26 protein-coding genes, 1 pseudogene and 2 riboswitches are annotated in these 25,967 nt (G+C 66.3%); of the genes and pseudogenes, 10 read left to right on the top strand and 17 right to left on the bottom strand.

Going from position 1 to position 25,967, the window contains the following annotated elements:
• Positions 1-4: 4 nt before the first annotated feature.
• Positions 5-988 (top strand): class II fructose-bisphosphatase, encoded by a 984-nt coding sequence (gene glpX / locus JWP90_RS04325; RefSeq protein WP_297360168.1) that lies wholly within the window; start codon positions 5-7, stop codon positions 986-988.
• Here the strand turns inward: glpX and rmuC are convergent.
• A complete protein-coding gene (rmuC, locus tag JWP90_RS04320) occupies positions 985-2,397 on the bottom strand; it encodes a DNA recombination protein RmuC (protein ID WP_297360165.1) in 1,413 nt (470 codons plus the stop codon). The genes glpX and rmuC overlap by 4 nt on opposite strands.
• A gap of 89 nt (positions 2,398-2,486) precedes the next feature.
• On the opposite strand from rmuC, the gene JWP90_RS04315 reads away from it, so the two are divergent.
• From JWP90_RS04315 to JWP90_RS04300, 4 genes are all read left to right on the top strand, one after another.
• Positions 2,487-3,422, top strand: coding sequence for a DMT family transporter (locus JWP90_RS04315; protein ID WP_297360163.1), 936 nt, complete (start codon positions 2,487-2,489; stop codon positions 3,420-3,422).
• 6 nt (positions 3,423-3,428) lie between these two features.
• A complete protein-coding gene (gene ychF, locus JWP90_RS04310) occupies positions 3,429-4,502 on the top strand; it encodes a redox-regulated ATPase YchF (protein WP_297360159.1) in 1,074 nt (357 codons plus the stop codon).
• Positions 4,503-4,772: 270 nt separating this feature from the next.
• Positions 4,773-5,795: an AAA family ATPase gene (locus JWP90_RS04305; protein ID WP_297360156.1), complete on the top strand. Its 1,023-nt coding sequence runs from the start codon at positions 4,773-4,775 to the stop codon at positions 5,793-5,795.
• Positions 5,796-5,854: 59 nt separating this feature from the next.
• Positions 5,855-6,100: a dihydrofolate reductase family protein gene (locus JWP90_RS04300; protein WP_297360153.1), complete on the top strand. Its 246-nt coding sequence runs from the start codon at positions 5,855-5,857 to the stop codon at positions 6,098-6,100.
• Positions 6,101-6,165: 65 nt separating this feature from the next.
• Here the strand turns inward: JWP90_RS04300 and JWP90_RS04295 are convergent, their stop codons facing one another.
• The 4 genes from JWP90_RS04295 to JWP90_RS04275 all read right to left on the bottom strand — a co-directional run bounded on the left by JWP90_RS04295 (position 6,166) and on the right by JWP90_RS04275 (position 10,186).
• The gene (locus JWP90_RS04295; RefSeq protein ID WP_297360150.1) at positions 6,166-7,110 is read right to left on the bottom strand and encodes a hypothetical protein; all 945 of its coding nucleotides are present in this window, start codon (positions 7,108-7,110) and stop codon (positions 6,166-6,168) included.
• A gap of 48 nt (positions 7,111-7,158) precedes the next feature.
• The gene (locus tag JWP90_RS04290; RefSeq protein WP_297360147.1) at positions 7,159-7,377 is read right to left on the bottom strand and encodes a hypothetical protein; all 219 of its coding nucleotides are present in this window, start codon (positions 7,375-7,377) and stop codon (positions 7,159-7,161) included.
• 549 nt (positions 7,378-7,926) lie between these two features.
• Entirely contained in the window at positions 7,927-9,162 is a 1,236-nt protein-coding gene (gene ligD, locus JWP90_RS04280) for a non-homologous end-joining DNA ligase (protein ID WP_297360144.1), read from the bottom strand.
• Between the two features lie 499 nt (positions 9,163-9,661).
• On the bottom strand, positions 9,662-10,186 hold the full coding sequence (locus JWP90_RS04275; RefSeq protein ID WP_297360141.1) for a CarD family transcriptional regulator: 525 nt from the start codon (positions 10,184-10,186) through the stop codon (positions 9,662-9,664).
• Positions 10,187-10,478: 292 nt separating this feature from the next.
• Positions 10,479-10,542, top strand: a riboswitch (guanidine-III (ykkC-III) riboswitch).
• Between the two features lie 161 nt (positions 10,543-10,703).
• Here JWP90_RS04275 and JWP90_RS04270 point away from each other — a divergent pair.
• Positions 10,704-12,293, top strand: coding sequence for an ABC-F family ATP-binding cassette domain-containing protein (locus tag JWP90_RS04270; RefSeq protein WP_297360138.1), 1,590 nt, complete (start codon positions 10,704-10,706; stop codon positions 12,291-12,293).
• A gap of 56 nt (positions 12,294-12,349) precedes the next feature.
• Here the strand turns inward: JWP90_RS04270 and JWP90_RS04265 are convergent, their stop codons facing one another.
• The 6 genes from JWP90_RS04265 to JWP90_RS04240 all read right to left on the bottom strand — a co-directional run bounded on the left by JWP90_RS04265 (position 12,350) and on the right by JWP90_RS04240 (position 16,484).
• Positions 12,350-13,867 carry an HNH endonuclease signature motif containing protein gene (locus tag JWP90_RS04265; RefSeq protein ID WP_297360133.1) on the bottom strand — a complete coding sequence of 506 codons (1,518 nt, stop codon included), beginning with the start codon at positions 13,865-13,867 and terminating at the stop codon, positions 12,350-12,352.
• 72 nt (positions 13,868-13,939) lie between these two features.
• Positions 13,940-14,128, bottom strand: a complete 189-nt coding sequence (locus tag JWP90_RS04260) for a hypothetical protein (protein WP_297360130.1) — start codon at positions 14,126-14,128, stop codon at positions 13,940-13,942.
• A gap of 521 nt (positions 14,129-14,649) precedes the next feature.
• On the bottom strand, positions 14,650-15,300 hold the full coding sequence (locus tag JWP90_RS04255; protein ID WP_297360127.1) for an alpha/beta family hydrolase: 651 nt from the start codon (positions 15,298-15,300) through the stop codon (positions 14,650-14,652).
• Positions 15,301-15,393: 93 nt separating this feature from the next.
• Positions 15,394-15,876: a hypothetical protein gene (locus JWP90_RS04250; RefSeq protein ID WP_297360124.1), complete on the bottom strand. Its 483-nt coding sequence runs from the start codon at positions 15,874-15,876 to the stop codon at positions 15,394-15,396.
• A gap of 14 nt (positions 15,877-15,890) precedes the next feature.
• On the bottom strand, positions 15,891-16,238 hold the full coding sequence (locus JWP90_RS04245) for a LysR family transcriptional regulator (protein WP_297360121.1): 348 nt from the start codon (positions 16,236-16,238) through the stop codon (positions 15,891-15,893).
• 72 nt (positions 16,239-16,310) lie between these two features.
• Positions 16,311-16,484: a hypothetical protein gene (locus JWP90_RS04240; RefSeq protein ID WP_297360118.1), complete on the bottom strand. Its 174-nt coding sequence runs from the start codon at positions 16,482-16,484 to the stop codon at positions 16,311-16,313.
• 254 nt (positions 16,485-16,738) lie between these two features.
• Here JWP90_RS04240 and JWP90_RS04235 point away from each other — a divergent pair, with 254 nt between their 5' ends.
• Entirely contained in the window at positions 16,739-17,089 is a 351-nt protein-coding gene (locus tag JWP90_RS04235) for a hypothetical protein (RefSeq protein WP_297360115.1), read from the top strand.
• 23 nt (positions 17,090-17,112) lie between these two features.
• Here the strand turns inward: JWP90_RS04235 and JWP90_RS04230 are convergent, their stop codons facing one another.
• The 6 genes from JWP90_RS04230 to JWP90_RS04205 form a co-directional block, all read right to left on the bottom strand.
• Positions 17,113-17,313 (bottom strand): hypothetical protein, encoded by a 201-nt coding sequence (locus tag JWP90_RS04230; protein WP_297360112.1) that lies wholly within the window; start codon positions 17,311-17,313, stop codon positions 17,113-17,115.
• A 64-nt stretch (positions 17,314-17,377) separates the two neighbouring features.
• The gene (locus JWP90_RS04225) at positions 17,378-18,517 is read right to left on the bottom strand and encodes a cysteine desulfurase family protein (protein ID WP_297360189.1); all 1,140 of its coding nucleotides are present in this window, start codon (positions 18,515-18,517) and stop codon (positions 17,378-17,380) included.
• Positions 18,517-19,383: a carboxylating nicotinate-nucleotide diphosphorylase gene (gene nadC, locus JWP90_RS04220; RefSeq protein WP_297360109.1), complete on the bottom strand. Its 867-nt coding sequence runs from the start codon at positions 19,381-19,383 to the stop codon at positions 18,517-18,519. The genes JWP90_RS04225 and nadC overlap by 1 nt, the downstream gene beginning before the upstream one ends.
• The gene (gene nadB, locus JWP90_RS04215; RefSeq protein WP_297360106.1) at positions 19,377-20,915 is read right to left on the bottom strand and encodes an L-aspartate oxidase; all 1,539 of its coding nucleotides are present in this window, start codon (positions 20,913-20,915) and stop codon (positions 19,377-19,379) included. Before nadB ends, nadC begins: the two co-directional genes overlap by 7 nt.
• Before the next feature lies 1 nt (position 20,916).
• Positions 20,917-22,215 carry a quinolinate synthase NadA gene (nadA, locus tag JWP90_RS04210; RefSeq protein WP_297360103.1) on the bottom strand — a complete coding sequence of 433 codons (1,299 nt, stop codon included), beginning with the start codon at positions 22,213-22,215 and terminating at the stop codon, positions 20,917-20,919.
• Positions 22,212-22,931 carry an NUDIX domain-containing protein gene (locus JWP90_RS04205; protein ID WP_297360100.1) on the bottom strand — a complete coding sequence of 240 codons (720 nt, stop codon included), beginning with the start codon at positions 22,929-22,931 and terminating at the stop codon, positions 22,212-22,214. The genes nadA and JWP90_RS04205 overlap by 4 nt, the downstream gene beginning before the upstream one ends.
• 325 nt (positions 22,932-23,256) lie before the next feature.
• Positions 23,257-23,345, top strand: a riboswitch (glycine riboswitch).
• A gap of 268 nt (positions 23,346-23,613) precedes the next feature.
• Here JWP90_RS04205 and gcvT point away from each other — a divergent pair.
• From gcvT to JWP90_RS04190, 3 genes and pseudogenes are all read left to right on the top strand, one after another.
• Positions 23,614-24,735 carry a glycine cleavage system aminomethyltransferase GcvT gene (gene gcvT, locus JWP90_RS04200; protein WP_297360097.1) on the top strand — a complete coding sequence of 374 codons (1,122 nt, stop codon included), beginning with the start codon at positions 23,614-23,616 and terminating at the stop codon, positions 24,733-24,735.
• Between the two features lie 4 nt (positions 24,736-24,739).
• A complete protein-coding gene (gcvH, locus tag JWP90_RS04195) occupies positions 24,740-25,114 on the top strand; it encodes a glycine cleavage system protein GcvH (protein WP_297360095.1) in 375 nt (124 codons plus the stop codon).
• Positions 25,114-25,967: pseudogene (locus JWP90_RS04190) on the top strand (glycine dehydrogenase (aminomethyl-transferring)); the annotation flags it as partial. The gene gcvH and the pseudogene JWP90_RS04190, both read left to right, overlap by 1 nt.

Below are 25,967 nucleotides of genomic sequence, written 5' to 3'. Positions count from 1 at the left end.
CATTGTGACCCCAGACACCTCTTCCCTCCTCGCTCATCCGGACCGCAACCTCGCTCTCGAGCTGGTGCGGGCGACCGAGGCTGCAGCGATCCGCGCGACGCCGTACATCGGCCGGGGCGACAAACTCGCCGCCGATGGTGCCGCGGTCGATGCCATGCGGGCCTTCCTCGGCACGGTGAACTTCGACGGCGTCGTCGTGATCGGTGAGGGTGAGAAGGACGAAGCACCGATGCTGTACAACGGAGAGCGTGTCGGCAACGGACGTGGCCCCGCCTGCGACATCGCCGTCGACCCGATCGACGGCACAAGCCTCACCGCGGCCGGACGGCAGAACGCGCTCTCCGTGATCGCGGTCTCCGACCGGGGAACGATGCTCGACGCATCCAGTGTCTTCTACATGGACAAGATCGTCACCGGACCTGAGGGCGTCGGCGTCGTGGACATCCGCAAGCCGATCGGCGAGAACATCCGTGCCCTGGCCAAGGCCAAGGGGAAGAACGTCGGTGACATGACGATCGCCATCCTCGACCGCCCGCGCCATGCCCAGCTGATCGAGGAGGTGCGTGCGGCCGGTGCTGGAACACGTTTGATGCTGGACGGCGATGTGGCCGGTGGCATCAACGCTGCCCGTTACGAGACGCGGATCGACATGTGTGTCGGCATCGGCGGCAGCCCGGAGGGGATCGTGACCGCGTGCGCCGTGAAGGCGTTGGGCGGGCTCATCCAGGGCATCATGGCACCCAAGGACGACGTCGAACGCCAGAAGGGGATCGACGCCGGGCTCAAGATGGATTACGTCTACGAAGCGAACGAACTCGTCAACAGCGACAACACCTTCTTTGTGGCCACGGGCGTCACCGACGGTGGCCTCGTCGCTGGTGTGCGTCGCATCGGCCCGATCATCAGGACCGAGAGCGTTGTGCTTCGATCGAAGTCAGGCACCATCCGGCGCATTGGAGCGGACCACCTCGCCGAGAAGTGGCTCTAGGCGGACCGGTCCACGTTCGGCAGCGCGTCGGCGTCGGCCCGGTCGCGGACGTCCTGGGGGACGGCGCTCTCCGCTCCGAGGGCACCTGCTTCAAGGGTGCCGCGCACTGACACTTCTCCATCGTCCAACGCGGTGACCATCTCGACCGCTGCCAGGTCGCGTGCGCTGTCTTCCAAGGGAAGCAGCGCCGGGATCGTCTTCGACTCATCCAGTACGTTGAGCTTGCGTGCCGACGGCAGCACCTGCCGTTCCAGCGAACCCACGAAGCGGTTGTAGTCGGTCACCGTCGCCTTTACCGACCGGCCGAGCTTGTCGATGTGCCCGGCCATGGTGGCGAGTCGACCGTAGAGTTCGCGGCTGAGATCGAAAAGGGTCTTCGCCTCCTGTGAGACGACATCCTGTTGCCAGCTGAACGCCACCGTCTTCAGTACCGACCACAGCGTCACGGGGGAGGAGAGCGCGACGCGTTTGCTGAACGCGAACTCCATGATGGTGGGGTCGGCCTCGAGGGCACTCGAAACCAGGGACTCGCTCGGAATGAAAGCGATGACCATTTCGGGGCTGGCGTCGAGGCCGTCCCAGTACGTTTTGCTGCCCAGCGTAAGAATGTGATCACGAACGGCCTTCACATGCGCCTTCATCAGCTGGGCGCGGCGGGCGAGCTCCGGTTCGGATGACGTCAGCGGGATCGCGCTCGCCTCGATGTACGAACTGAACGGAACCTTCGCGTCGACCGCGATGCTCTTGCCGCCGGGGAGGTAGACGACCATGTCTGGGCGTCCTGCACCGTTGTCGGTCGTAATACTCGACTGAACGTCGAAGTTCACCCGTTCGAGCAGCCCGGCCGCTTCGACGACGCTGCGCAACTGTGTTTCGCCCCACACGCCGCGGGTCGAGTTGTTGTTGAGGGCGGCCGCCAGCGACTCCGCCGTCGATCGGAGCCTCTCCTCCGATTCGGTCGCGCTTCGCAGCTGTTGCGCCAGTTCCCCGTGCTGCCTGCTGCGCTGCGTCTCGAGCTCCGTGACCTTCTGCTGCATCTCCTGGAGGCTCTCGCGGACGGGCGCCAATGCCTGCAGCACGCGGCTTTCCGATCGGGCGCGCTCGGCCTCGTCCTCACGTTCACGGCGGTGCCGCTCCACAAGGTCCTGGTACTGATCGCGCTGGGCGTCGATCCGATCCTGGAGGGCATCGGCCCGAGTTTCTGCGCGCGCCAGGAGCTCGGCAAGCTGGGCATGCCGCTCGGCCTCCGTCGCGCGGACCCGCGCCAGCTCGGATTCGTGCCGGGCTTCGACCACCGGGTCGACGGCATCCGACCCCGGCTGCCGCCGCCGAACGACGACAAGCGTGGCCAGGGCACCGACCAGAGCGCCGAGGAAAACACCGAGCAGAAGGGTCAGGAGAGGGTCCATGGCTTCAGTGTGACAGCGACCACTGACAGGAACAGGAAGGCAGGCGGCGCAGGAGCCTGCACCTGCCCGAATGTCGATACGATCGATCAATGGCTTCGTGGCGCGTGTACCTGTTCCTCGTGTTGGCGAACCTGTTCTGGTCGGGCAATTACGTCGTCGGCAACCTCCTCGCCGGCGGTATCAGCCCGCTCCAGCTCACCGCGATCCGCTGGGCGATCGCAACTCCGTTCCTCGTCGTGCTCGCCGTCCTGCTCGAGAAACCGGACTGGCACGCTGCGCTCCGCGAGTGGCCGATGCACCTCGTGCAGGCAGCCCTCGGCCTCATCGCCTTCTGTCTGTTCAGCTACCAGGCGCTCGCTCACACCACGGCGTTGAACGCTGCGCTCGTGGGGGCAACGAACCCGGTCCTCATCGCGCTCGTCGCCGCACTGCTCGTTCGGGAACGGATACGACGTACCAGCAGCCTCGGGCTGGTCACGTCGCTCCTCGGCGTGCTCCTCATCCTGACCGACGGCAAACTGCTCGAGGTGTTCACTACCGAGTACAACGTCGGTGGATTGTGGATGCTCGGCGCGGTGATGGTCTGGACCGTGTACACGATCCTCGGACGGACGCTGAAAACGGCGCCCGTGACATCCGCTGCGCTCCAATCGGCCATCGCGGCTATCGTCCTCGCCCCGGTCACGCTCCTCGTCGGAGGACCGATCACCCTTGACAGCGCCGGCTGGTGGGGCGTGCTGTACATCGGGCTGTTCCCGTCGGTATTGAGCCTGATGCTGTGGAACATTTCGGTGAAGAAGATCGGTGCAGGGCGGGCCGGGATCTATCTCAACCTGATGCCGTTGTTCACAGCGCTCATGGCTCTCGCGATGGGAACACCGATTACGCTCGTGCAGGTCCTCGGCGGCGCGCTTGTCATCGCCGGTGTCTGGCTCACCAGCCGCCCGGTGCGCACCGTTCCCGTCGCTCCGGGGTCACACATCGCGTTCGACGCAAAGGGCTCGGAGGTACGCCCGGTACGATAGACCCTCGTGGCTCTAACTATCGGTATCGTCGGTCTCCCTAACGTCGGCAAGTCAACTCTTTTCAACGCGCTCACCAAGAACTCGGTGCTCGCGGCAAACTACCCGTTTGCCACGATCGAGCCGAATATCGGTGTCGTGAACCTGCCCGACTCGCGTCTCGCCGTCCTGGCGGAGATCTTCGGCAGTGACCGCATCCTGCCTGCTGCGGTGTCGTTCGTCGACATCGCCGGCATCGTGCGCGGTGCCAGCGAGGGGGAGGGACTCGGCAACAAGTTCCTCGCCAACATCCGAGAAGCGGATGCCATCGCCCAGGTCGTCCGCGGATTCTCCGATGAAGACGTGGTCCACGTCGACGGTGCCGTCAATCCAGCCGGCGACATGGAGACCATCAACACCGAGCTGATCCTCGCTGACCTGGAGACCCTCGAGAAGGCGCAATCGCGTTTCGAGAAAGAGGTCAAGGGTAAGAAGCTTGACCCGATCGTGCTGACCACAGCCGAAGCCGCGAAGGCGTACCTCGACACCGGAAAGCCGCTGTCGAGTTCGGGGCTCGACCTCGAGCCGATCCGTGAACTCGGTCTGCTCACCTCGAAGCCGTTCATCTATGTCTTCAACATCGACGAGGGTGTCCTGCAGGACGACGTGAAGCTCGCCGAACTGGCCGCGCTCGTCGCACCGGCGAAGGCGATCTTCCTCGACGCCAAGCTTGAATCCGAGCTGATCGACCTCGACGCCGAGGATGCCGCTGAGCTTCTGGCTTCGACCGGCCAGACCGAGTCCGGCCTGAACCAGCTGGCGCGCATCGGCTTCGACACGCTCGGCCTGCAGACCTACCTCACGGCAGGCCCCAAGGAGACCCGCGCGTGGACGATCCCGAAGGGTGCGAAGGCGCCCCAGGCGGCCGGTGTCATCCACACCGACTTCGAGCGCGGCTTCATCAAAGCTGAGATCATCTCCTTCGAGGACCTCGTGGAGACCGGTTCCGTTGCGGAGGCTCGCGCCAAAGGCAAAGCCCGTATGGAGGGCAAGGACTACGTCATGGCTGACGGTGACGTGGTGGAATTCCGGTTCAACGTCTAAGCACGCTCTCCCGGCGGACAGAAGCCGCTGTTGTATCGAGGAACGCCCCGTGGCTTGAAGCTACGGGGCGTTTGCCGTTACTTCCGGTCGCGGTTGCAGCTGGCTGCGCTCGACTTATCCCAGGGCGATTCACATTCCACTCCCACGGCCTTACGCTGAAGGAAACGACGCCCGTGCCAACGTCGTCTTCACCGCAAGCCATGCCGGCCAGCACATCGATCCACCGCAAATTTCTCGCTCGCCGCCGAACAATCGCCACAGGAGAAACGTATGGCTGCCAAACGCAATCCGCTCGACGAGCTGCGCGAGACCCTCGGCCATCTGGCTGAGCAAATCAAGCTGCCGGGTTCGGAACGGGTAGATGACCTGGTGGGCGATCTCTTCGGCGGGCGACCGGGGCCGGCCCGGCCGCTCGAAGAGGTGCAGGCCGAACTCGACGCGCTGGTCGGGCTGGAGACCGTGAAGGAACAGGTGCGGGCGCTCGTCGCATTACTTCAAGTCCAGGCCCGCCGCAAGGAGCACGGCCTGCCTGAAGTGGCTACGTCACAGCACCTGGTGTTCCTCGGAAATCCAGGCACCGGCAAGACCACAGTGGCGCGGCTCCTGGCCGAGATGTACCGTGCGGTCGGCCTGCTGCAAAAGGGACACCTGGTGGAGGTCGACCGGTCAGGCCTGGTCGGGCAGTACGTCGGCGCGACCGCAATCAAGACCGACCGGGTGATCCGGCGGGCGCTTGATGGCGTTTTGTTCATCGACGAGGCCTACGCTCTCGCTCCGGAGGACGGCCGGATGGACTTCGGCCCCGAGGCGATCGAGATCCTGCTCAAGCGGATGGAGGATCACCGTCACCGCCTGGTGGTTATTGTGGCCGGCTATCCGCGGCTGATGGAGTCGTTCCTGCTCTCGAACCCCGGTCTGCGCTCCCGGTTCGCACGCGAAATCACCTTCCCTGACTACTCGCTCGACGCGCTCGAGGCGATCTTCAACCGGATGCTGGCGCAGCACGAGTATGCACTGGAGCCCGGCGCGGAGCAGATGCTGCGCCGCATTCTGGCAGGCCTTCACGCCGGCGAGGACTCCGGGAACGCGCGCTTCGCTCGCACGCTCTTCGAGCAGGCGCTCAATCGCCAGGCGCTGAGGCTGTCACGTGACGAGAACCGGAGCCTGGACGCCCTCGATCGTGACGACGTGATGACCCTCACGACCGACGACATCGTCGAGGCCGCGCGAGCCCTGGGCGAGGGACCGGTGCAGGAGCCCGAACCATCCCGATGGTGGCGCTGGCTGGGTTGACCGGGAGTCGCGCGTCAGTTCTGTAAGACCGTTACCGAGGAAAACCTCTAATACGCCGTGTGACCTATTCGATGGGTGTGTCTTCGTTGGGGGACGACAACATCGCGATCGGTGGCGCGACGCTCGCCACCGAGGCGGCTGCATTGGGCCTGGCTGACGAGTACCGGCCCAAGGTCTACCCGGTGCTGGTCGGCGGTGGCATGCGGTTCTTTCGCCAGCGGAAGCGCCGGGAGCATCTCGAACTCGTCGAAACCCGCACCTTCAGCTCGAATGTCGTCTACCCCCGCTACCGGGTGGCGGGCTAGCTGAACTCGGCCGGTCTCTCGTCGCGCGAACCCGCGGGGTCCGCCCCTCGGACGCAGGCGAGGAATCACCGATCGATGCGCACCACCGAGTACTCCGTCTCCGGAGTTGGGGGCGTGCCGAATCGCGCGTTCGGGAGGTAGAGCCACTTGCCGAACTTCGCTACCGTCGTCGGAACCTGGAAATCGGGGTCCGTGAGTCGATCGACGAGTTCGCCGCTCGTTCCTGATGAGTTGAGGCGGATAACGGCGACGGTGTTCAGCTGGTTCTGTACGACATACAGGGTGCGTCCCACGACGAGCAGCCCGTCGCCGTTGGTGAGCTCAACACCACCGAGGTCAACGACCGTGGCGACGCCGCTCGCTGGATCGACGCGGAACAGGAGGCCTGTGGACGTCTGGATCACGAGGAGCGCCCGATGGTTGGGGGTTTCCGCGATTCCGTTGGCGTTGAAGCCCGGCTGCTGCACCCAGTCGCCCGTCAGGGGGACGACCTCGATCGCATCCGGCTCCGGGAGTGCGCCGCCTCGTCCGAAGGGAAGTTTGTAGAGCTGCGCGCGCTGGCTGTCCGTGAACCATGCGGCGTCGCGTCTCACGACGACGTCGTTCACGAACGTCGGCGGATCGGTGAGGGGGTAACTCTGAAGGAGCTCGCCGGTGGCGGCATCCACGACCCGAGCTTTGCCGGTGGGCCCGCCCGCGATGAAGAGCCGACCCCGTTTGTCGATCTTCAGGCCAACCGACGGAGTGCCGGGACCCTGGAAGGTCGTGATCTCCTCGCCCGTGCGGACATCGAAGACATAGATGTCACCGTCGGCGAGTGATCCGACGTATCCCGTGCCGCGAGGGCCGATTGTGATGCCCTCGGGCTGAAACCCGTCAGGGAGCTTGATCACATCTTCGAAGTGACCGGGCGGGGCCTGCGGCGCAGCGAGGGCTGCGGGTGCCCCTGAAACAATCAGGAGCGCACCCAAAGCGGCGGACAGCGTGCGTGCGACGATGCGACCGGACATGGGGTCATGTTACTCAAGCTCGAGCGCCCGTCAAGGGTCCGGGTTGACTCATGAGAAACCTCCGCGTGGGCTGATGGTGCGTCGTCCCAGAAGCAGGGCGTCCATGGCCTGTAAGCCCTCGTCGACCTGAGCGCCGTCGGTGTCATCGATCAGGGGTTCCCGCCAGCCGCTGAACGTGAATCCGCCGTCGGCGTTCTCGTCTGGGCCGCCCGGGCCTGGGTGACTCCGTCGAGCGTCGTGAAGTGGTCGATGTGGATACGCCAGCACTGGCGATCTCCCTTCGTCGCCGCGCTCTCGCCTCAGCTGGCAATATGCTGGCCAACCACATCGTGCTGTCAAGAGCACGCGGCGAGTCATCGTTCGGGTTCGTATCCGATAAGCCGATGAAGCCCATGACGGTCGACGACCTGGCCATCCGAAGCACCCCCCGGCTTCGGGGCGAGGGGATCAACCGCCCGCCCGCCGACTGCGAGTTTGTTGAACCACTCATGGAGAACTTCCGGATCGGCGGCCCCGAGCAGCGAGAGCAGGAACCTATGGGACTTGACGACCTTCTCACCCTGTTGCGGCATCCGCTCCCGCCACGGCAACGACGCCGTCGAGCACGCCGTGTGCGATGGAGCCTGGCGGGCCGTTGCGACCGAAGTCCGCGTACGTATGCAAAGTCCGCGTACGTATGCAAGGAAAGCCCGCCGCCGAAACATCCGCGTAGAAGCGGAGCGCTTCACGCGCCGTACCGGAAAAACTCAGATAGACCAGTGGCGTCGTCACGCCGCCAGCGCCTTCGGACGACATCCGGTCGATTGACGCATCCCGTCACGACGTCGGCGGACTCTTGCCTGCCCACGGGTCGTGATCGACCTCGAGTTCCGCCTGTTGAGGCCTCTCCTTTTCAGGAACGTGCTGGAGGTTCACGCGGATCCGATACCAGAGTGAACTGGAGCCCCGCATTCCGTCGACCAGCACGTCTGCCGGCTCGAGCAGCTTCACGACACCCGGATGCCTCGACTTCCACCGCTCGAGCCCCTCAAGAGCCTCAGGCTTGGTTCTGGCGCGAGCGATCTCAACAAGCGGCATCGTCGACGCCCGTCTCCCGGAACCGTCGGAGGACTTCGGCGGCTTCTCTGCCGGTCCGAGTTCCTCGGCGAGGGCGAGAAGCGCGTCCAGGCTCCCGGCAGCGTCGTCGATCCCGGATGCCGGGTCGCCGCGGTCCGCGAACCGCTCGATCACCGTGCGGACGGTGAAGTCCTCCGGCCGGCATCCCGGCACTTCGTCCCACTCGAGCGGCGTCGACACGCGCGCATCCGGCAGCGCGCGGACTGAGTAGGCGGACGCGACCGTGCGGTCCTTCGCGTTCTGGTTGAAGTCGACGAAGACGCTCTCACCGCGTTCCTCCTTCCACCACTTCGCGGTGGCCAGGCCAGGCGCACGCCTTTCGACCTCCCGAGCGAGGGTCTCCGCGGCAAGCCGCACCTGACGGAAGTCCCAGCGTGGCTCGATCCGAGCATAGACGTGGATGCCGCGGGAACCGGATGTCTTCGGCCAGCCGACGAGACCATGGTCGGTGAGAACCTCTCGGGCGATCATGGCGACATCGACGATCTGGCGCCACTCCACACCCGGCATCGGGTCGAGGTCCACGCGAAGCTCGTCGGGGTGATCGAGATCCTCGGCTCGTACCGGATGCGGATTCAGGTCGATGCATCCGAGGTTCACCACCCAGGCCAGCGCAGCGGCATCCCGGACCACGACCTCCTCCGCCGAGTTGCCGGACGCGTACTGAAGCGTGGCCGTGTCGATCCACCCCGGTCGCTTCTCGGGAGCGCGCTTCTGGAAGAAGGCCTCCTGGCTGATGCCCTTCACGAAGCGCTTGAGAACCATGGGCCGACCGGCAACTCCGCGCAGCGCACCGTCGGCGACCGTCAGGTAGTACTGGACGAGGTCCAGCTTCGTCAGGCCAGGCTCGGGGAACACGACCTTGTCGGGATTCGAGATGTGCACCTCGCGGTCGCCGATTTCCAGCACCGCTGCCTGGCTCTTCGTCGGACTCATGGGCTCACCGTAATGCTGCCGGCGCCTGCGCGGCAGCCCTTGAGGTCCGCCGCCCCTGCGTGCTTGGCGGGCGCGAGACCATGCGGCTCCTCTCCTCTCGGAGCGCCGACCTCGGCGAGGTGCAGGCTCAGCCGCGGTACTTGGCCATGAGCACATCGCCAGGATTCCCGCGATTCCACCGGGCCGACGTCAGACGAGAGCCTTAAGCATGAGGATGCGTGGAAATCCCCCGAGACCGAGGTTGTGTCAGCGGTCTTCGTAGAGCCCGCCCTGTCGAACATGCTGCGCGTGCCTACGAATGCCATGCTCTGGTCGACCGGCTCTCCTCTCGAGCGCCATCGCATCCGCCTTCGCTTGTTACTCCCGAACGCGGGTCCATCGTGTTGCCATGCGGCGCGCTCCGGAATCGGCGTCCGACGATCGACAATGCAGTCATGATCCCCTGCGTGAAGCTCCTGGGGCCGTCACTGCAGATTCGATGTGCGCGGAGTTGTGAGGGCTACGCCGCTGCGCTGCTCGCCTTTGCAGGACTCGCGACCGCGCCCGACGCCAGAGCCTCGTGAAGAGCCGTCTCGGCAGCGTCGGTCGCAATCCCGAGCGACAATGCGATCTCGGTGATGAGCGGCCCCTGCGCGTGACGCAGCAGATCCCGTTCGGCGAGAGAGAGTCCCTTGTCGTCGTGGCGACGAGTCAGGTCACGCACGACACCGGCGATGGTGAAGATATCGCCGACCTTGATCTTCTCCTGGTTGTCCTTCATCCGGCGGGACCATTTGGTCTCTTCCTCCACCGTCGGGGCACGGAGAACGTCGAACAGGGCGTCCATCGACGACGCGTCGAGGACGGCGCGGATGCCGACCTGGTCGGCACTGGCCACAGGGACGCTCACCGACAGCTTCGAATCGTGCACTTCGAGCTTGAGATAGCTGATCACGGTGCCCTTCACCGTGCGCGAGAAGATCTCGACGACGGTGGCTGGGCCGTGGTGCGGGTAAACGACAGTCTGACCTTCGGAAAACTGCATGGAATGTACCTCCGGGTGCGCAAGAAGCGCCACACTCGACATCAACGGCAGGATGAACACGAGTTCACTCCGCCGGAGACGGTCGTCCCATTGCCTGGCCGACGATGCTGCTGTCGACCAGATTCCATGGGCACGCGGACGGAAGTTCAACATGGGGAAGAACGACCGGAGCCGCGAGCTTGGCTACTGACAATTCTCTCACACGGGTCCGACATGTTCCCGGGAAACCGGTAACCACCCGGATCGACGTCCGCAGCGCAGCGAGACGACAGCAAATCTTGCTAGCTTTTCTGCAGGTCGCCTGAAGCGGCCCCGGACGAGGGATCAGTACCCGGAGAGCGACCAGACCGGCCAGACATCTCATGGGTTCGAATCGCGTTGCTGGTCGGGCTCATTGGCTGTGTGGTCGGCCTCAAGCTCGTCGACGACGCTCACTCGGATCCGCGTCGGCTACGGTGGATACGCTCCAGCGTTCAGGTACCTCCTCAACGACACGATCCTTGAGGAGGATACGGGCATGAGCCTGATTCGGCTGAACGACGTACATGTGCGATTCGAGAACACCCCGGTGCTCCGCGAAGCTTTCTTCCGCCTCGAAACCGGCGACCGTGTCGGCCTGATCGGCCGTAACGGCTCGGGCAAGACGACGCTGATCAAGCTGATCCTCGGCCAGGTGTCGGCGGATGCTGGAACCCTCACGCTGGACGACGGCATCCGGGTCGGATACTTCTCGCAGTTCTCCGAGCTCGACGGCACCGCCACGATCGCTGATGTCCTCGACGACGTCTTCAGCGAGATCCGGGCGGTCGAAGCGGAATTGGCGTCGATCGACGCGTCCATCGCTGCCGACCCGACCGCCAACCTCGATGTGCTGATCAGCCGCCAGGGTGAACTGTTCGAGGAGATGGACCGGCTCGACGGCTGGGACTATCCGCGCCGCATCGACGAGGCGCTGACCCGGCTGGGCTTCGACGAGGCGCACCGAATCTGCCCGATCGACGACCTGTCCGGCGGCTGGCGGAATCGTGCCGCGCTCGCCAAGATCGTGCTCGAGCGGCCCGATGTGCTGCTGCTCGACGAGCCGACGAACTTCCTCGACGTTGCCGGCGTGGAATGGCTCGAATCGTGGTTCCGCGACTTCCGTGGCGCAGCAATCATCGTCTCGCACGATCGCACGTTCCTGGATTCGGTAGTCACGCGAATTGTGGAATTGGAGAACTTCCACCTGCACGAGTACCCCGGCAACTTCGCTGAATATGTGGTGCAAAAGCAGTTCCGGCTCAAGACGCTCGAGCAGCAGTTCGTGCATGAGTCCGAGCTGCTCGCTTTCGAGGCCGAGGGCATCGCCGACCGCCGGGCTGCCGCGAAAGCGGCGAGCAGAGGCCTGGATAAGAAACTCTCCGGGATCAAGAAGTCCCGCGCTCCACGGCCGGTCGATCAGATCATCACCGAAATCTACGGCGGGCTGCACGTCAAGGACGTACTCTGCCGGGTGACCGGGCTCTCGAAGTCCTACGGCGACAATGTGCTCTTCTCCGACCTGACCTTCGAGATCCGCCGCGGCAATCGGATCGTCGTTCTCGGGTCGAACGGCAGCGGCAAGTCGACCCTGCTCCGGGTGCTGACCGGTGAGGAGAACGCCGATTCGGGGGAGGCGGTCTGGGCCAAGGGTTCCGGTGTGGTTTCGTACAACCAGATGCTCGCCGACCTTGATGACGACGACACCATCACGCACGCGGTCAATGCGGCGCCGGGCAGTCTCGCCTTCACGGCGACCCGCAAGTCCGTTGGCCGGTTCCTGTCGATGTTCCAATTCTCCGAGGCGGACCTCAAACAGAAGATCGGCAACCTCTCTGGTGGACAGCGTGCTCGCGTCGCGATGGCGCAGTGCCTGCTATCGGGTGCCTCCGTGCTCGTCCTCGACGAACCGACCAACCACCTCGATATGCCCAGCACCCAGGTGATGGAACGTGCTCTTGTGCACTTCCCGGGCGCGGTCGTCGTTGTCAGCCACGACCGGTTCTTCAGCGACAAGGTCGCGAACCGCAAGCTCGTCTTCGGTGTCGAGGGTTCCGAGCCGGGCGAGATCGAGGTCCGCGCGGCGTAACGAGCGACTGCTTCTTTCTGTGACTGTCCCGCGCAATTCTGTCGGACAGAGCCGCACTAGTGGAAGTAGGGTCTGCGGAGGATCCAGTCGGGCACGGTTACTTTGGGTTTGCCGTTTTCCATGGTGACGGTGAAGATGCCGGTGTCGATCATGTGGTGGTGGAACCAGCAGAACAGGGCGCCGTTGTCGAGATGGGTGGGTCCGCCGTCCTGGTATTCGATGATGTGGTGGGCTTCACAGCCGCTGGCGGGGATTTGGCAGTCGTCGATGGTGCAGGTGGGTCCGTCGCGGGCGATCATCGCGAGGCGTTGTTCGCGGGCGAAGGCGCGTTTCTCGTTGCCAAGGGCCAGCAGGCCGCCGTCGGGTTTGAGGTAGGCGGGAATGAGACTGCTGTCACAGAGGATCTGCTGGATCGTTGAGGCGGGGATCGGGCCGGCGATGCCGACGATCTGGCCGGTGCCTTTTCTGGCGGTGAGGACGTCGGCGGTGACGCGGACGATGACGGTGGGGGAGGCGCCGGAGACGGTGGGGGCGTCGGTGGAGCGGGCGAGGGAGTCGATCATCGCGGCAAACACGTCGGCGCGTTGCTGGCCGGGGGTGCGGGTCTCCCGCAACTGGCCCTGCATCGACGATGAGCTCGCTTGCGAGGCTGGATCGGTGGTGCTCGCTGATCCGGGCCCGGAACTCACCGTTTCGTCGGGGATGTCCAGGGCAGTGTCGCCGGTCACGTCGGCAGCGCCGCTGTCGGTTTCGGGAGCGCTGTCGTCGGGGACGTAGCGGGATGCGGTTCTCGGGCTGAGCACAGCGTCGAACAGGGCATGGAGTTTGCCGCCGACGTCGGGGGTGACCTGGCCGCCGAATTTCAGCACACCGTTGCGGACGGTGCGGGCAATCCAGAAGTCGCGGTCCTGGAATGCTTTCTCGGCGCGGGGTTCGATGCCGTTCTCGTCCAGCCGGTCCCGCCACTGTCGGGCCTGCAGGGCGACCAGGTCAGGGGGCAGCGGCACTCCGTGGCTGTCGGAGGCGCCGGTGGCCTGGCCGACCAGGATCCGTTCGGCCGCATCGAGGTGCTCGACCTCGGCGCGGGGTGCCGCGGCGGACAGTTCCCGGGTGATCGCTTCGGCGGTGTCCACCCCGATCGACCCGTCGCGGAGGGCGTCGGCGACGTGCGGGAACAGCGGCGGCAAAGTCTGGCCGACTCTCAGCCGGGGGCTGGTGCGGGCGCCGACTCGAACCCACGTCGATGCGGTTGCCGCGGACACCCCGGCGACCTGCTCGATCAGCAGTGACGGCCGGGCGTAGTTCAACCGGGCCGCGAGTCCTTCACCGCCGAGGACAGGGTCGGAGCGAACCGCGACCTGGTCGCTGATGGCGGTGAGGATCGCCTCGACACCACGGTTCAGTGCCGCGGTTTTGGACAGCACCGACAGCACCGTGTTCGCCGGGAACCGGTCCAGGTGCTCCAGATCGAGAACCTCGATCGCGTCGGCAAGTTGCGCCAGAACACCGTCCAGGACGGCGTCTTCCTCCGGTGCCTCGAGGGCCGGGGTCGGAGCGCTGACCGCTGGGTTCATGAGGCCAGTACACCACCGACCACTGACATTCACTGTCGCGATTGCCGGGCCAGCCGCCTCCGCCCGAAGCGCTCACTGTTCCTGGGCATCCAGATCAGTCGCGATCGTTTCCAGCGCGTCAGACTGCAGGGCGAGTGACTTCCGCCAGTTTCCCGCCACGGTGAGGGAATGTCCGGCACCGGGAACAGTGACCACAGAAGCAGGTGTTCCAGCCACACGGTCGGGGAGCCACAGTCCATCAGCGTCGCCACCGATTGCCATGTGGGAAGCCGGCGCAACAGTGCATCCCGGACGATGTCGCTGGACCGGTGTCAGTCAACCCCGGGAATGCCCGCCCGACGAGCCCAGGGAAGAGCGAAGCATCCGAACGACTTCCCGACGAGCAGTCGCCGCGCCGATCGGACCATTCGACACCCTGGACATGCCATCCCCGACTCGTGAGCAGTTCAGCGCACCAGTACAGCAGTGGCCCTTGGATCGTGCACCCGACACCGGGGAGCAGCGCGACCGGCGCATCGTTCGAGCCGGCCAGAACTCGACGAGTCATGCGGGCCAGGCCACGTGGGCGCCAACCACTCCGGGGTGCCAGATCGAGCTGAGCCGAAGTCGAGTACGACGCCGACGCTGTCTTCAGCGTCGGAGACATAGCACCGGCCGCTTCTCCCGCCCGGTCTGTCGAGAGCGTCGATCCAAACGTGACACCGACCGCGGACAAGAGGTCCGGGTCCGTCGCTGCCATAGCCACGCACAGGCCCACGCTTGAAATCAGCGGCCCGCCAAACTCAGCCGATCACGCCATCCACGAAGTTCGTGACGGATGCCGTCACCAGCGCAGCAACGTCCCTCGCGGTGAGTGGCGACGACTTCAGCACCCGCATCCCGTGGTCCGCGCCGGCGACGGGCACGATCCGGATCGAGCCTCCGCTGCCCACTTCGCGCTCGATGTCGCTCGCCGTACCAAAGGTGTCTCGGTCGCCCTGAAGGACAAGCACAGGCACTGCCGGCCGCAACAACTCGTCGAGCCGAGACACGGCCGGTCGACCTGGCGGATGCAGCGGGAAGGCAAGGCACACCACGCCGGCGGCACCGAGGTCGTCAGCGGTGCGACAGGCGACACGGGCTCCGGCGCTCCGGCCGCCGACGACCATCGGCAGCCCGGCAGCGAGTTCGGTGATGGCAGGCGCCGACTCTCGCCAGGCGACGTCAAGAGTCGCCGGCCTCGGTGCGATCTTCTTCCCGGACACTCGCCACGGTTGCTCATAGCGGGCCACCGTGATCCCGAGGTCGGGGAGGCGTTCCGCGAGTGCAGCCAGATCAACCGCTCCGATCCCGCCACCGGCTCCGTGGCCGAGCCACAGGACAGCTCGTGGTTCGGGCGCTGCGCTGACCGTCAGCCGGCCGGGACCGAGCGACGTCGGCACATCGAGAATCATGACTCCGACGCTACCCGACCAGCAATGTTGCCCGCACTGCCCTTCATCCACCGTCGCGCGTCGAGGCAGGCATGGCCCCGAGAGGACGACCGATCAACGACGTCGCGCTGCGGCCCGGCCGGCCCGCCACGCACGCCAGGCACCGGTCGACCACAGCGCCCAGAGCACCAGGAGCGGCTGGAACAGCAGACGGATGCCACGACTGAGGTCATCGTCCAGCCCGAATGAGTCCGTTCCGGTTGTGAACTGTGAGATATTGCCGGGGAAGACGGCTACGAAGAACCCGGCAACGACCCAGCCGAGCGGAATTCGCCAGCGCCACAGCAGAAGCAACGACAGGCCGAGTAGCACCTCCACCACCCCGGATGCCACGACGACGACGTCCGGATCAGCCGGCAGCCAGGTGGGCACTTGCGCCTGGAACGCGTCCCGGGCGACCGTGAGATGCCCGGTGCCGGCGACCAGCAGGAACAGGCCCAGCATCGTCTGGGCGACGGTCGCGGCGATGGAGGTCCGGCGGTCGGGTCGGCGAGCATCCGAAGGAGTCTCGCCGTCAGCATAAAGGTGGCGACACATCGGGTGCGGAAGGATCAGCGGGACTGGCGTCGTTTGCCTGGCCGCGGTTGTCCTTTGACCGCGGGTGCGCGTCCTTTGCCCTTGTTGGCCTTCGCCTTGCCGCCCGCGGGTTGGGGCCGGTTCTGCACGGACGCCGCGGTTGCGTCTGCCTTGCGCTGTTCTTCGGCGAGGAGGGCCGCACCTGCCGCGGTGAGCGTCGTGGTCGACGCGTTCATGTCGAACAGGGGAGTGCCGAGCTCATTCTCCAGTTCGCGAACCGAGGCGATGAGCGTCGAGCGCGGAATGTCGAGGTACTTCGCCGCGTGAGCGAAATGCAGCTCTTCGGCGGCGACCACGAAGCGTCGAAGCGCAATGGTGTCCATGAGCGGCCTTCCGTCCGGCCACGAGAAACGTGGCCACAAGTTCAGGTTACGCCGTTGTGGATGTGAGAACCGTCACGGAGCCGGGGCGCCGCCATCAGTAGGTTCGGGCGTTGGCAGGATTCCGGCGTCGTCCTCGTCGACCGTGGTCGAACGTTCGCCCCCGGAGGTCATCGGCACATCGGTCCGGTCGGATTCCTGGTCGTCGAACTCGTCGGGCGTACCGCCGTCGAAAGGATTGGTGTCCATGCCCCCACGATAGGAGGACGGGATGGGCAATCGACAGTGCCTTGCTTTTCCGGCAGCCGTGCTCCACCATGGGGTCCTTGTGCACTCGGCCTCTTCCGCTTCGGCGATTACCGGCACGTGGGTGTGGGGCAACTCCGTGGATCCGGTCGGTGGACTGCGATCGACCCGAAAGCGCTCGTGGTGGGCTATCTCCGGCTGATCGAGACCGTACGCGCCGCCGTCGGGCCGCTGCACCTGGGCGCCGACTGACCCTGGTGGCTGGCTCGGTCGACCTATGGCGACGTACCGTCTTCGACGCTCTCGTTGCGGAACTCGACGCCGTGGCCATTCTGGCGTATGCCGACTCCGCCGGTGGAAGAGGCGGGATTCTCGAACTCGCGACGCCTGGCGCGCCCGCCGCTGCGGCATCCGGCACCCGGTTCACGATCGGGGTGGAAACGGATATCCCCGAGATCGCGGGCGGCAAGCGGTACACGTTCTACCAGGAGAGCAGGGCTGTGCTCGAAGCCGAGACAGCGAAAGTCCGGGCGGTGTTCTCCGCGCTGCCCGGGTACGACGGAGTGACCGTCGAACACCTTCATGCGTGGAAGAACCTTCGCCGTTGACGTGTGGAGCACGTCCGCGCCGTTTACGGCGGTGGTGGGGCTTCCTGTCCGCGAAGCTGGGCGAGGTGCGGGAGCAGGCCGTCGACCGGTCCCGGTGGCTTCCGCAGTTGCTTCAGGTCGCGGCGGGTGGTGTCGAGATTCTCGGTGGCCGTCGAATCGTCCAGTGTGAGAGCGCTCGTCACCCGCTGCCGCGAGGGCTTCCGGTCGGATGAGTTGATCTCCATATCGCCACGGTACGCCCGGCCGACGGCAAAGGGAAGGTCTCCGGCAGCCGCCGCCCTGGGTCGCTCAGCGGAGCGCCGAAACCGCCGACACGGATGCCGCCAGCGCTGTGACCGCGGACTCCGCGTCCGCACGGGTCATATCGGCTCCGAAGCTGAAGCGGACCGCCGTCTGGGCGATTTCGGCGGGGATGCCCAAGGCGGTAAGAACGTGTGACGGCTCGTCGCTGCCCGCCGCGCAGGCCGAGCCGCTCGAGGAGACGACGCCACGGCGTTCGAGTTCGAGCAGCACCGCTTCGCCGCTCGTGCCCGGAAAGCAGAAGGTCGCTGAATTCACCAGGCGGGACGTCGCCGACCCGGTCAGCACGGCTCCGGGAACGTCCGCGAGAATCCGGGCGATGATCTCGTCGCGAAGAGGGCGAACCCGGGCGACGGCTTCTTCCCGTTCCTTCTCTGCGCTCTCGAGGGCGGTGGCCAGTCCGACAGCGAAAGCGACGTTCTCGGTGCCGGAGCGACGCGCGCGTTCCTGTCCACCACCGTGGACGAGCGGTTCGATCGGCAGCCGGCCGCGCAGCCAGGCGAGCCCGATGCCCTTAGGTGCTCCGACTTTGTGTCCCGCGAGCGAGAGCGCATCCACCCCGAGGTCCGAGACCCGGAGGTCGAGCCAGCCCGCCGCCTGCACAGCGTCGGTATGGAACGGTACCCCGTGAGCGCTCGTCACTGCGCCGAGCGCCGCCAGATCCTGCACGGTGCCGATCTCGTTGTTGGCGTACATCAGGGTGACCAGTGCCGTGTCCGGTCGGATCGCGGCGTCGAGCGCATCCGCGGTCACGATGCCGTCGGACTCCAGTGCGACGAAGCTGACCTCGAAACCATGCAGCCGGCGAAGGTAGTCGACTGATTCGATAACCGCTTCGTGTTCGGTGGCCGCGGTGACGAGGTGCCTGCCTCGAATGGACCCGATGGCGATTCCCTTGACGGCGAGGTTGTCGGCCTCAGTGCCGCCCGAGGTGAACACGACATCGCTGGCCCGGACGCCCAGAACGGCCGCGACGCGTCTGCGAGCGTCGGTGAGGGCGTCGGCTGCGCGCTCACCGACGGTGTGGTGGCTCGACGGGTTGCCGAACTCGTGGGTGAGATACGGCCACATCGCCTCGAGCACCTCCCGCCGCACGGGCGTTGTCGCGGCGGAGTCGAGGTAGAGCATCACGGCACCGGGGCTGCAGTGATCGACACGTCGAGGCCGAGGTCGAGGGACCGGACACTGTGGGTGAGGGCACCGGAACTGATGACGTCCACGCCAGTGGCGGCGATAGCGGCGACAGTATCCAGGGTCACGTTGCCACTCGCTTCAATGATCGCCCTCCCGCCGACCTGCTCGACGCCGGCACGAAGGTCGTCGAGACCGAAATTGTCGAGCATGATCGTGTCGACCCCCGCGGCGAGTACCGCGTCGATCTGGTCGAGCCGGTCCACCTCGACCTCGAGGTGCGTGGTGTGCGAAAGCTGTCCCCGTACCGCGATCAGCGCCTCGGTGAGGGACAGGCCCCCCGCCGTGAGGACGGCGAGGTGGTTGTCCTTCGCCATGACGGCATCCGACAGGGAGAACCGGTGATTGAATCCACCGCCCGAACGCACCGCATGACGCTCGAGCGCCCGAAGCCCCGGCGTCGTCTTGCGCGTGTCGATGATCCGCGCGCGGGTGCCCGCCACGGCGTCGACGTACCGTGCGGTGAGCGTCGCGATTCCCGACATCCGCTGGACGAAGTTGAGCCCGATCCGTTCCGCCTGGAGGATGCCGCGGGCCGGGCCGGTCACTGTTGCCAGAAGGTCGCCGCGAGAAAAGCGCTCGCCGTCTCCGATGTGGAGGTCGACTTGGATCGACGGGTCGGTCAGCCGGAACGCTGCAGCGAACACCTCACTCCCGCTGAACACGCCGTCCTCGCGTGCGGAGAGATCCGCAGAGGCAGTGGCTGCCGCAGGGATGAGAGTTTCGCTCGTCAGGTCGCCCCAGGGGGCGTCCTCCTCAAGTGCTGCGCCGACGACACGGTCGATCTGGGGGAGTGTCAGCATGCGGGGACGACCTCTCGGGGTTCAGCTCCGGCGCTCGCCGGAAGGGGGGAATGTGAGTTGGGAAAGTCCGAGCGGGCGTGTGCCCCGACGGATGCGGTGCGGAACAGCGCGGCGAGCACGAGCTCCCGGCTGAGCGCGAGCAGGTTGCGATCCTCGAGCGAACGGATGTTGTCCGTCGGCAGAGGCAGCGCCGACCATGCATCGAGGACGCGAGCCGCGCGGCGAAGGCCTTGTCCGTCGCGGAGCAGGCCGGCGGCGTCCCACATCAGCTGCTGGAGTGCCCCGCGGGAGAACGGCGGCGCATCCGTTGCGGGGTTCCGCATCGGATCGGCGAACGGCCGGGCCGGTCGTGCCGGCCAGCCGGCTTGGTCGTCCGTGCCGAGCGCGCGGGCGACGCGGGCGCCGAAAACCGCGCCTTCGAGCAGCGAGTTCGACGCAAGGCGGTTGGCGCCGTGCACACCAGTGCGAGCGACTTCACCGACCGCATACAGGCCTGGCACTGTTGTGCGGCCGTCGAGGTCGGTGACGACGCCGCCCATCCAGTAGTGGGCGGCGGGGCTCACCGGCACATACTCCTGCGACCAGTCGATGCCGGATGCCCGCACGGCACGATCGATGACCGGGAACCGCTCCGCCAGGAATGATTCGCCGAGCATCGTCGCGTCGAGGACGACCGGGATACCGCCCTGCGCCGCCATCTCGGCGGCGATTCCACGTGCGACCACGTCGCGGGGAGCGAGTTCGGCATCCGGGTGGATCTCGGCGAGGAATCGCTCCCCGATGCTGTTCCGCAGGACGGCCCCCTCGCCGCGGACCGCTTCAGACACCAGGAAGCGGTCAGCGGTCGTGAGTGCCGTCGGGTGGAACTGGTAGAACTCCAGGTCGGCGAGCAGGGCACCCGCGCGGAGGGCGGCTGCGGCTCCGTCCCCTGTCGCGACAGCGGGATTGGTCGTGTACGGGTACAGCTGTCCTGCGCCACCGGTGGCGAGGACCACGGCGTCCGCAGAGATCCTCCTCTCGGCCCCGTCGGCCAACCGAAGCAGGGCACCAGCCACGTGACCGTCCTCGAGAAGAAGGTCGACGAAAAACGTGTCCTCGAGGATCTCGGCGGAGCTTTCGCGGATGCGCGCAACGAGGGCTGCTTCGATCCGGGCACCGGTCGCGTCGCCGCCGGCGTGGAGCACCCGGGGATAGGAGTGGGCAGCCTCCCGGCCTCGGGCGAACTCTCCGTCGGTGCGGTCGAACTCCACGCCGAACGTGATGAGCTCGCGGATCCGGTCGGGCCCCTCGGTGCAGAGCACACGGACGGCCTCTTCGTCACAGAGCCCGGCACCCGCGGCGAGGGTGTCGGCGATGTGCGCGTCCACGCTGTCCTCGGCGGACATCACGCCGGCGATTCCGCCCTGGGCGTACCGGGTGTTGCTCTGCCCGAGCGCCGACTTCGTGACGAGGACCACATCGTGGCCTGACGCGGCGTCCAGTGCGGTTGTCAGGCCGGCTATTCCGCTGCCGACGACGATCACCCGTGGCATCTCACGCTCCGTCCGCAATCGGCGGACGTGCCGCGAGCATCCGCTCGAGCGCGATTCTCGCCGGCAGGGCGACGTCGTCCGAGACGGTGATCTGGTTGAGCACCTGCCCCTCGAGCAGCGCGTCGAGCACCCAGGCCAGGTAGCCGGGGTGGATGCGGTACATCGTCGAGCAGGGGCAGATGACAGGGTCCAGGCAGAAGATGGTGTGCTCGGGATGCTCCGCAGCCAGCCGCTGGACGAGGTTGATCTCGGTGCCGATCGCGAAGGTGGAGCCGGCCGGCGCCGCCTCGATCGCCTTACGGATGTAGTCGGTGGAGCCGGACGCGTCGGCGGCGTCGACGACCGGCATCGGGCATTCGGGGTGGACGAGAACGCGGACATCGGGGAACTCAGTGCGGGCCTTCGCGATCTGGTCGACGGTGAATCGTTTGTGCACCGAGCAGAACCCGTGCCACAGGATCACCCTCGAGTCCTCGAGCGCCGAGGCGTCGTTGCCGCCGAACGGCTTGTTCGGATTCCACATCGGCATGAGCTCGAGCGGCACGCCCATCGCCTTGGCCGTGTTCCTGCCGAGGTGCTGGTCGGGGAAGAACAGCACCCGCTGGCCGCGCTCGAACGCCCACTCGAGCACCGTCTGCGCGTTCGATGACGTGCAGACGATGCCGCCGTTGCGGCCGCAGAATCCCTTCAGCGCAGCGGACGAGTTCATGTAGGTGACCGGGATGACCGGAACCCGCCCGTCGGCATCCGGCTCGGTGCCGTACAGCTCAGCAAGCTGCTCCCAGCACTCCTCGACCTGGTCGATGTTCGCCATGTCGGCCATCGAACACCCCGCGGCGAGGTTCGGCAGGATCACGGACTGCTCCTCGGTGGAGAGCAGGTCCGCGGTCTCGGCCATGAAGTGCACGCCGCAGAACACGATCGCTTCTGCGTCGCTGCGCTCTCGCGCTGCCGTGGCCAGCTGGAACGAGTCGCCGACGTAGTCGGCGTAAGCGAGGACCTCATCTCGCTGGTAGAAGTGCCCGAGAATGACGAGCCGGTTGCCGAGGGCCTCTTTCGCGGCGCGGATGCGACGGTCCAGTTCGGCCGCATCCGCTTCACGGTAGAAAGCGGGGAGGGCACCCTGTCGAGGGGATCCGGTCGGGATGACGTCGCCCATCGACGAGCCGGGGCCGTAGCTCGGCGGTCGCAGGTCGAAGACCCACGGCTTCTCGACGAGGTCGGGGCTGCACGCGGCGCCCGGTTCGGTGCCGGCAGAGATCCGGGTGAGGGTGGAATCGACGGAGGCGGTGAGGGTCATGATGCTCCTTGGGTGCGGCCAGGCAGCGGGCGGGTCTCGATGGGCCCATTGTTCTCGTCGGTCGCTGCGCGGTTGTAACGGTAGAGGCGGGCGGGGCGATGCCGCCCGCCGGTTCGCAGGTGTTCGGTCGGAACGACCTGGCCGGATCCCTCGATCTGGCGGCGGAAGTTCGCCGGGTCGAGGGGTTTCTGCAGCACGGCCTCGTGGACCTCGCGCAGTTCGGAGAGAGTGAAGGTGTCGCCGAGGAATGCATGGGCGATGGAGCTGTATTCCAGCTTGTTGCGGAGGCGCCACAACGCGTACTCGACGATGAGGTTGTGGTCGAAGGCGAGCTCTGGCACCGAGTCCGCTTCGAACCAGCGCACGTTCTCGGTTTCAACGGCTACGGCCGCTTCTTCGGAGCGCACGAGGGCCCAGTACACGATCGAGACGACGCGCTCGCCGGGGGAGCGGTCGACGTTCCCGAAGGCGTAGAGCTGTTCGAGGTACTGCGGCGTCAGCAGTGTGGTCTCGGCGAGGGTACGCGCGGCCGATTCCGCGAGGTCTTCGTCGGGCTCGAGCGGACCGCCCGGGAGCGCCCACGTGCCGACGAACGGTTCCCGGATGCGACGTACGAGCGGCATCCAGACCGTCATCCGGCTGGTCTCGGAGTGCGGGCGAAGCGCGAAGATCACGGTCGAGACGGCCAGCTTCACGACGGCGGCGTGTGCGGTCATGGTGCCCCTCCCGAGCCCGTGGTTAAAGTCACGTTGACTCTAACTCTGCGATCATCTTAGTGTCAAGATGACCTGAACACGATCCGCGATCCGAATCGTGTCGACGCGACGCTCGAGTCCGCCGTCGGTGCGACCTCGAATTCAGGACAGGCGCGCACAGTCAGCAGAATCGGCGCGACACGCCGTTCAGCGGACCACGCCAACGGCGTGTCGAGCAGGATCTGCTGAATTTGGGGATGTGGCCGGCTGGGGTGGGTCACGGGGTGAAAGTGAGCGGCACGGCGACGATCACGGTAGGCTGTGAGCAAATCGAATATCGGGCCGCACACGCGATGCGGGAGAGCCGGGCTTGCCCGGCACCGAAGGAGCAAGCCTCCCCGCCAATCTCTCAGGTCTACGTACCGCATCGAACTGGCCACTCTGGAAAGCGAACGCGCTTCGCGCGTTCGGGTCGAGTAGGCGCAATGCGCCGTATCGAGATCTGCGCCCCCTGCGAGCACAGATCGAAATGCGCGATCCGAACTCAAGAAACCGCATTCCGCCGACGGTGAAAGCCGCCCTCGCCGTGACCCGGCTCGGGTGAGCGAAACTCTCAGGCCCATGACAGAGGGGGAGTTCCCAGGCACCTCGTGTGCCGCAGCCGCTTTTTGCGACCATCGCCCCGGCGATTCCTGGAGAACTCGTGTCAGACCCCGAACCAGAACGCACCAGCCCGCTTCATGCGGTTCATTCCGGGCTCGGTGCGAGCTTCACCGATTTCGCCGGCTGGCAGATGCCCGTGCGCTACACCAGCGACCTCGCCGAGCACGCCGCCGTGCGCACCGCCGCCGGCATCTTCGACCTCTCCCACATGGCCGAGATCCTCGTCTACGGGCGCGACGCCGGGGTCTTCCTCGACACGGCCATGGCCGGGATGCTTTCCACGATCGACCTGATGCAGGCGAAGTACAGCCTCCTGCTCACCGAATCGGGCGGCATCCTCGACGACGTGGTCGTCTACCGCCTCGGCGACACGACCTTCCTCGTCGTGGCGAATGCCGGCAACCGGGATGCGGCCGCTGCGGCACTCAGCGAGCGAGCCGCTGGCTTCGAGGTCACCGTCGACGACCAGAGCGACGACTACGCACTGATTGCCGTGCAGGGACCGAACTCACGCGCCATCCTGGAGCAGACCGCCGGCATCACCGAACTCGGACTGCCACTCGACGAATTGACGTACTACCGCGCCACCGACGCTTTCTTCGAGGGGGTGCCGCTCCTGGTCGCCCGCACCGGGTACACCGGTGAGGACGGCTTCGAGCTGTACCTCCGCACGACCGCCGCCGTTCCGCTCTGGCATGCTCTCGAGTCGGCCGGCGCTCAACACGGACTCGTGCCGGCCGGGCTCGCGAGCCGCGACACCCTCCGGCTCGAAGCGGGCATGCCGCTATACGGTCACGAACTCGACACCGGGACCCAGCCGGCGCAGGCGGGGCTCGGACGCGTCGTCTCGTTGTCCAAGGACACGGACTTCATCGGCCGCTCAGCCGTGGAGGCCGGGCCTGCCGAGAACGCGCGCGTTCTCGTCGGCCTTGTTTCGGAAGGCCGCCGTGCCGGCCGTGCCGGTTACCCGGTCGTCTCCGGCGAGACCGTCATCGGAGCGGTGACGAGCGGTGCGTTGTCGCCGACGCTGGGGCATCCGATCATGATGGCGTACGTCGAACCGAGTCATGCTGAGCCGGGCACAGCGCTCGTCGTGGACGTCAGGGGCACACCGATCCCGGCGACCGTCACCCCACTCCCGTTCTACAGAAGAAAGAAGTAATCTCATGGCCGACAAGACCACGCTGAAGTACACGCCTGAGCACGAGTGGCTCGACATCGACGGGAACGTCGCGACCGTCGGTATCACCGCATACGCCGCCGAGAAGCTCGGCGACGTCGTGTTCGTCGAACTGCCTGACGTGAATGAAGCGGTCACGGCTGGATCCGTCATCGGTGAAATCGAGTCGACCAAGTCGGTCGGCGAACTGTTCGCCCCTGTAGACGGCACCGTCACCGAGAACAACCCGGCAGTCGTCGACGAGCCGTCACTCGTCAACAGTGACCCGTTCGGCGAAGGCTGGCTCATCAAGGTGCAGTTCGATGCTGCGCCGGATGGCCTGCTCAGCTGGGACGAGTACTCAGCGCTGGTCGGCGAGTAATGCCGGAACTCTTCTCCGAGCGCCACATCGGGACGGATGCCGCCGCGCAGGCGAGCATGCTGGCATCCGTCGGCTATGACAGTGTCGACGCGCTGGTCGAAGCCGCGGTGCCCGAGTCGATCCACGTAGCCGACATCGTCAATTCCTCGATCCCCGCCGCGGCCACCGAACGGGAGGCCATCGAGGAGCTGCGGCAGCTGGCCGACCAGAATACGGTGCGCACCTCGATGATCGGCCTTGGCTACTACGGCACGATCACGCCGGCCGTCATCAAGCGGAACGTGCTGGAGAACCCGTCCTGGTACACGGCGTACACGCCGTACCAGCCGGAGATCTCGCAGGGCAGGCTCGAAGCGCTGATCAACTTCCAGACGATGGTCACCGACCTGACCGGCCTCGACACCGCCAACGCGTCGATGCTCGACGAGGGCACCGCCGTTGTCGAGGGCATGCTCCTCGCCCGCCGGGCCTCCAAGCTCAGCACCAACGTGTTCGTCGTCGACGCCGACGCCTTCCCGCAGACCAAGGCCCTGCTCGCCAGCCGGGCGGACGCCGTCGGCATCGAACTGGCCGAGGTCGACCTGGCCGGCGGCGGGGCGCTCCCCGAAGCCGCATTCGGAACCTTCGTGCAGTACCCGGGGGCTTCCGGGAGGGTCTGGAACCCGGCATCCGTTCTCGCATCGGTCAAAGACCAGGGCGGCCTCGTCGTCGTCGCCGCCGACCTGCTCGCTCTCGCGTTGCTCACCTCCCCGGGTGAGCTGGGTGCTGACATCGCGGTTGGCACCAGCCAGCGACTCGGAGTTCCGATGGGCTTCGGCGGACCGCACGCCGGGTACATGGCCGTGCGCAAGGG

It is taken from the genome of Mycetocola sp. (assembly GCF_025464835.1).
In the GTDB taxonomy this organism is placed as follows: domain Bacteria; phylum Actinomycetota; class Actinomycetes; order Actinomycetales; family Microbacteriaceae; genus Mycetocola_A.
The sequence above is the reverse complement of the archived record's forward strand: the minus strand, read 5'-3'. Positions and strand labels throughout refer to the sequence as shown.

Bases quoted from the DNA above. Each gene is read 5' to 3' on its own strand.
- JWP90_RS04240 (WP_297360118.1), bottom strand. From the start codon at position 16,484: ATGGACACCAATCCTTTCGACGGCGGTACGCCCGACGAGTTCGACGAC.
- JWP90_RS04255 (WP_297360127.1), bottom strand. From the start codon at position 15,300: ATGATTCTCGATGTGCCGACGTCGCTCGGTCCCGGCCGGCTGACGGTC.
- JWP90_RS04225 (WP_297360189.1), bottom strand. From the start codon at position 18,517: ATGCTCTACCTCGACTCCGCCGCGACAACGCCCGTGCGGCGGGAGGTG.
- rmuC (WP_297360165.1), bottom strand. From the start codon at position 2,397: ATGGACCCTCTCCTGACCCTTCTGCTCGGTGTTTTCCTCGGCGCTCTG.
- JWP90_RS04205 (WP_297360100.1), bottom strand. From the start codon at position 22,931: ATGACCGCACACGCCGCCGTCGTGAAGCTGGCCGTCTCGACCGTGATC.
- ligD (WP_297360144.1), bottom strand. From the start codon at position 9,162: ATGAGTCCGACGAAGAGCCAGGCAGCGGTGCTGGAAATCGGCGACCGC.
- nadC (WP_297360109.1), bottom strand. From the start codon at position 19,383: ATGCTGACACTCCCCCAGATCGACCGTGTCGTCGGCGCAGCACTTGAG.
- gcvH (WP_297360095.1), top strand. From the start codon at position 24,740: ATGGCCGACAAGACCACGCTGAAGTACACGCCTGAGCACGAGTGGCTC.
- JWP90_RS04295 (WP_297360150.1), bottom strand. From the start codon at position 7,110: ATGTCCGGTCGCATCGTCGCACGCACGCTGTCCGCCGCTTTGGGTGCG.
- JWP90_RS04250 (WP_297360124.1), bottom strand. From the start codon at position 15,876: ATGTGTCGCCACCTTTATGCTGACGGCGAGACTCCTTCGGATGCTCGC.
- JWP90_RS04245 (WP_297360121.1), bottom strand. From the start codon at position 16,238: ATGGACACCATTGCGCTTCGACGCTTCGTGGTCGCCGCCGAAGAGCTG.
- JWP90_RS04270 (WP_297360138.1), top strand. From the start codon at position 10,704: ATGAGCCTGATTCGGCTGAACGACGTACATGTGCGATTCGAGAACACC.
- JWP90_RS04275 (WP_297360141.1), bottom strand. From the start codon at position 10,186: ATGCAGTTTTCCGAAGGTCAGACTGTCGTTTACCCGCACCACGGCCCA.
- nadA (WP_297360103.1), bottom strand. From the start codon at position 22,215: ATGACCCTCACCGCCTCCGTCGATTCCACCCTCACCCGGATCTCTGCC.
- JWP90_RS04315 (WP_297360163.1), top strand. From the start codon at position 2,487: ATGGCTTCGTGGCGCGTGTACCTGTTCCTCGTGTTGGCGAACCTGTTC.
- JWP90_RS04265 (WP_297360133.1), bottom strand. From the start codon at position 13,867: ATGAACCCAGCGGTCAGCGCTCCGACCCCGGCCCTCGAGGCACCGGAG.
- JWP90_RS04260 (WP_297360130.1), bottom strand. From the start codon at position 14,128: ATGGCAATCGGTGGCGACGCTGATGGACTGTGGCTCCCCGACCGTGTG.
- JWP90_RS04230 (WP_297360112.1), bottom strand. From the start codon at position 17,313: ATGGAGATCAACTCATCCGACCGGAAGCCCTCGCGGCAGCGGGTGACG.
- nadB (WP_297360106.1), bottom strand. From the start codon at position 20,915: ATGCCACGGGTGATCGTCGTCGGCAGCGGAATAGCCGGCCTGACAACC.
- JWP90_RS04305 (WP_297360156.1), top strand. From the start codon at position 4,773: ATGGCTGCCAAACGCAATCCGCTCGACGAGCTGCGCGAGACCCTCGGC.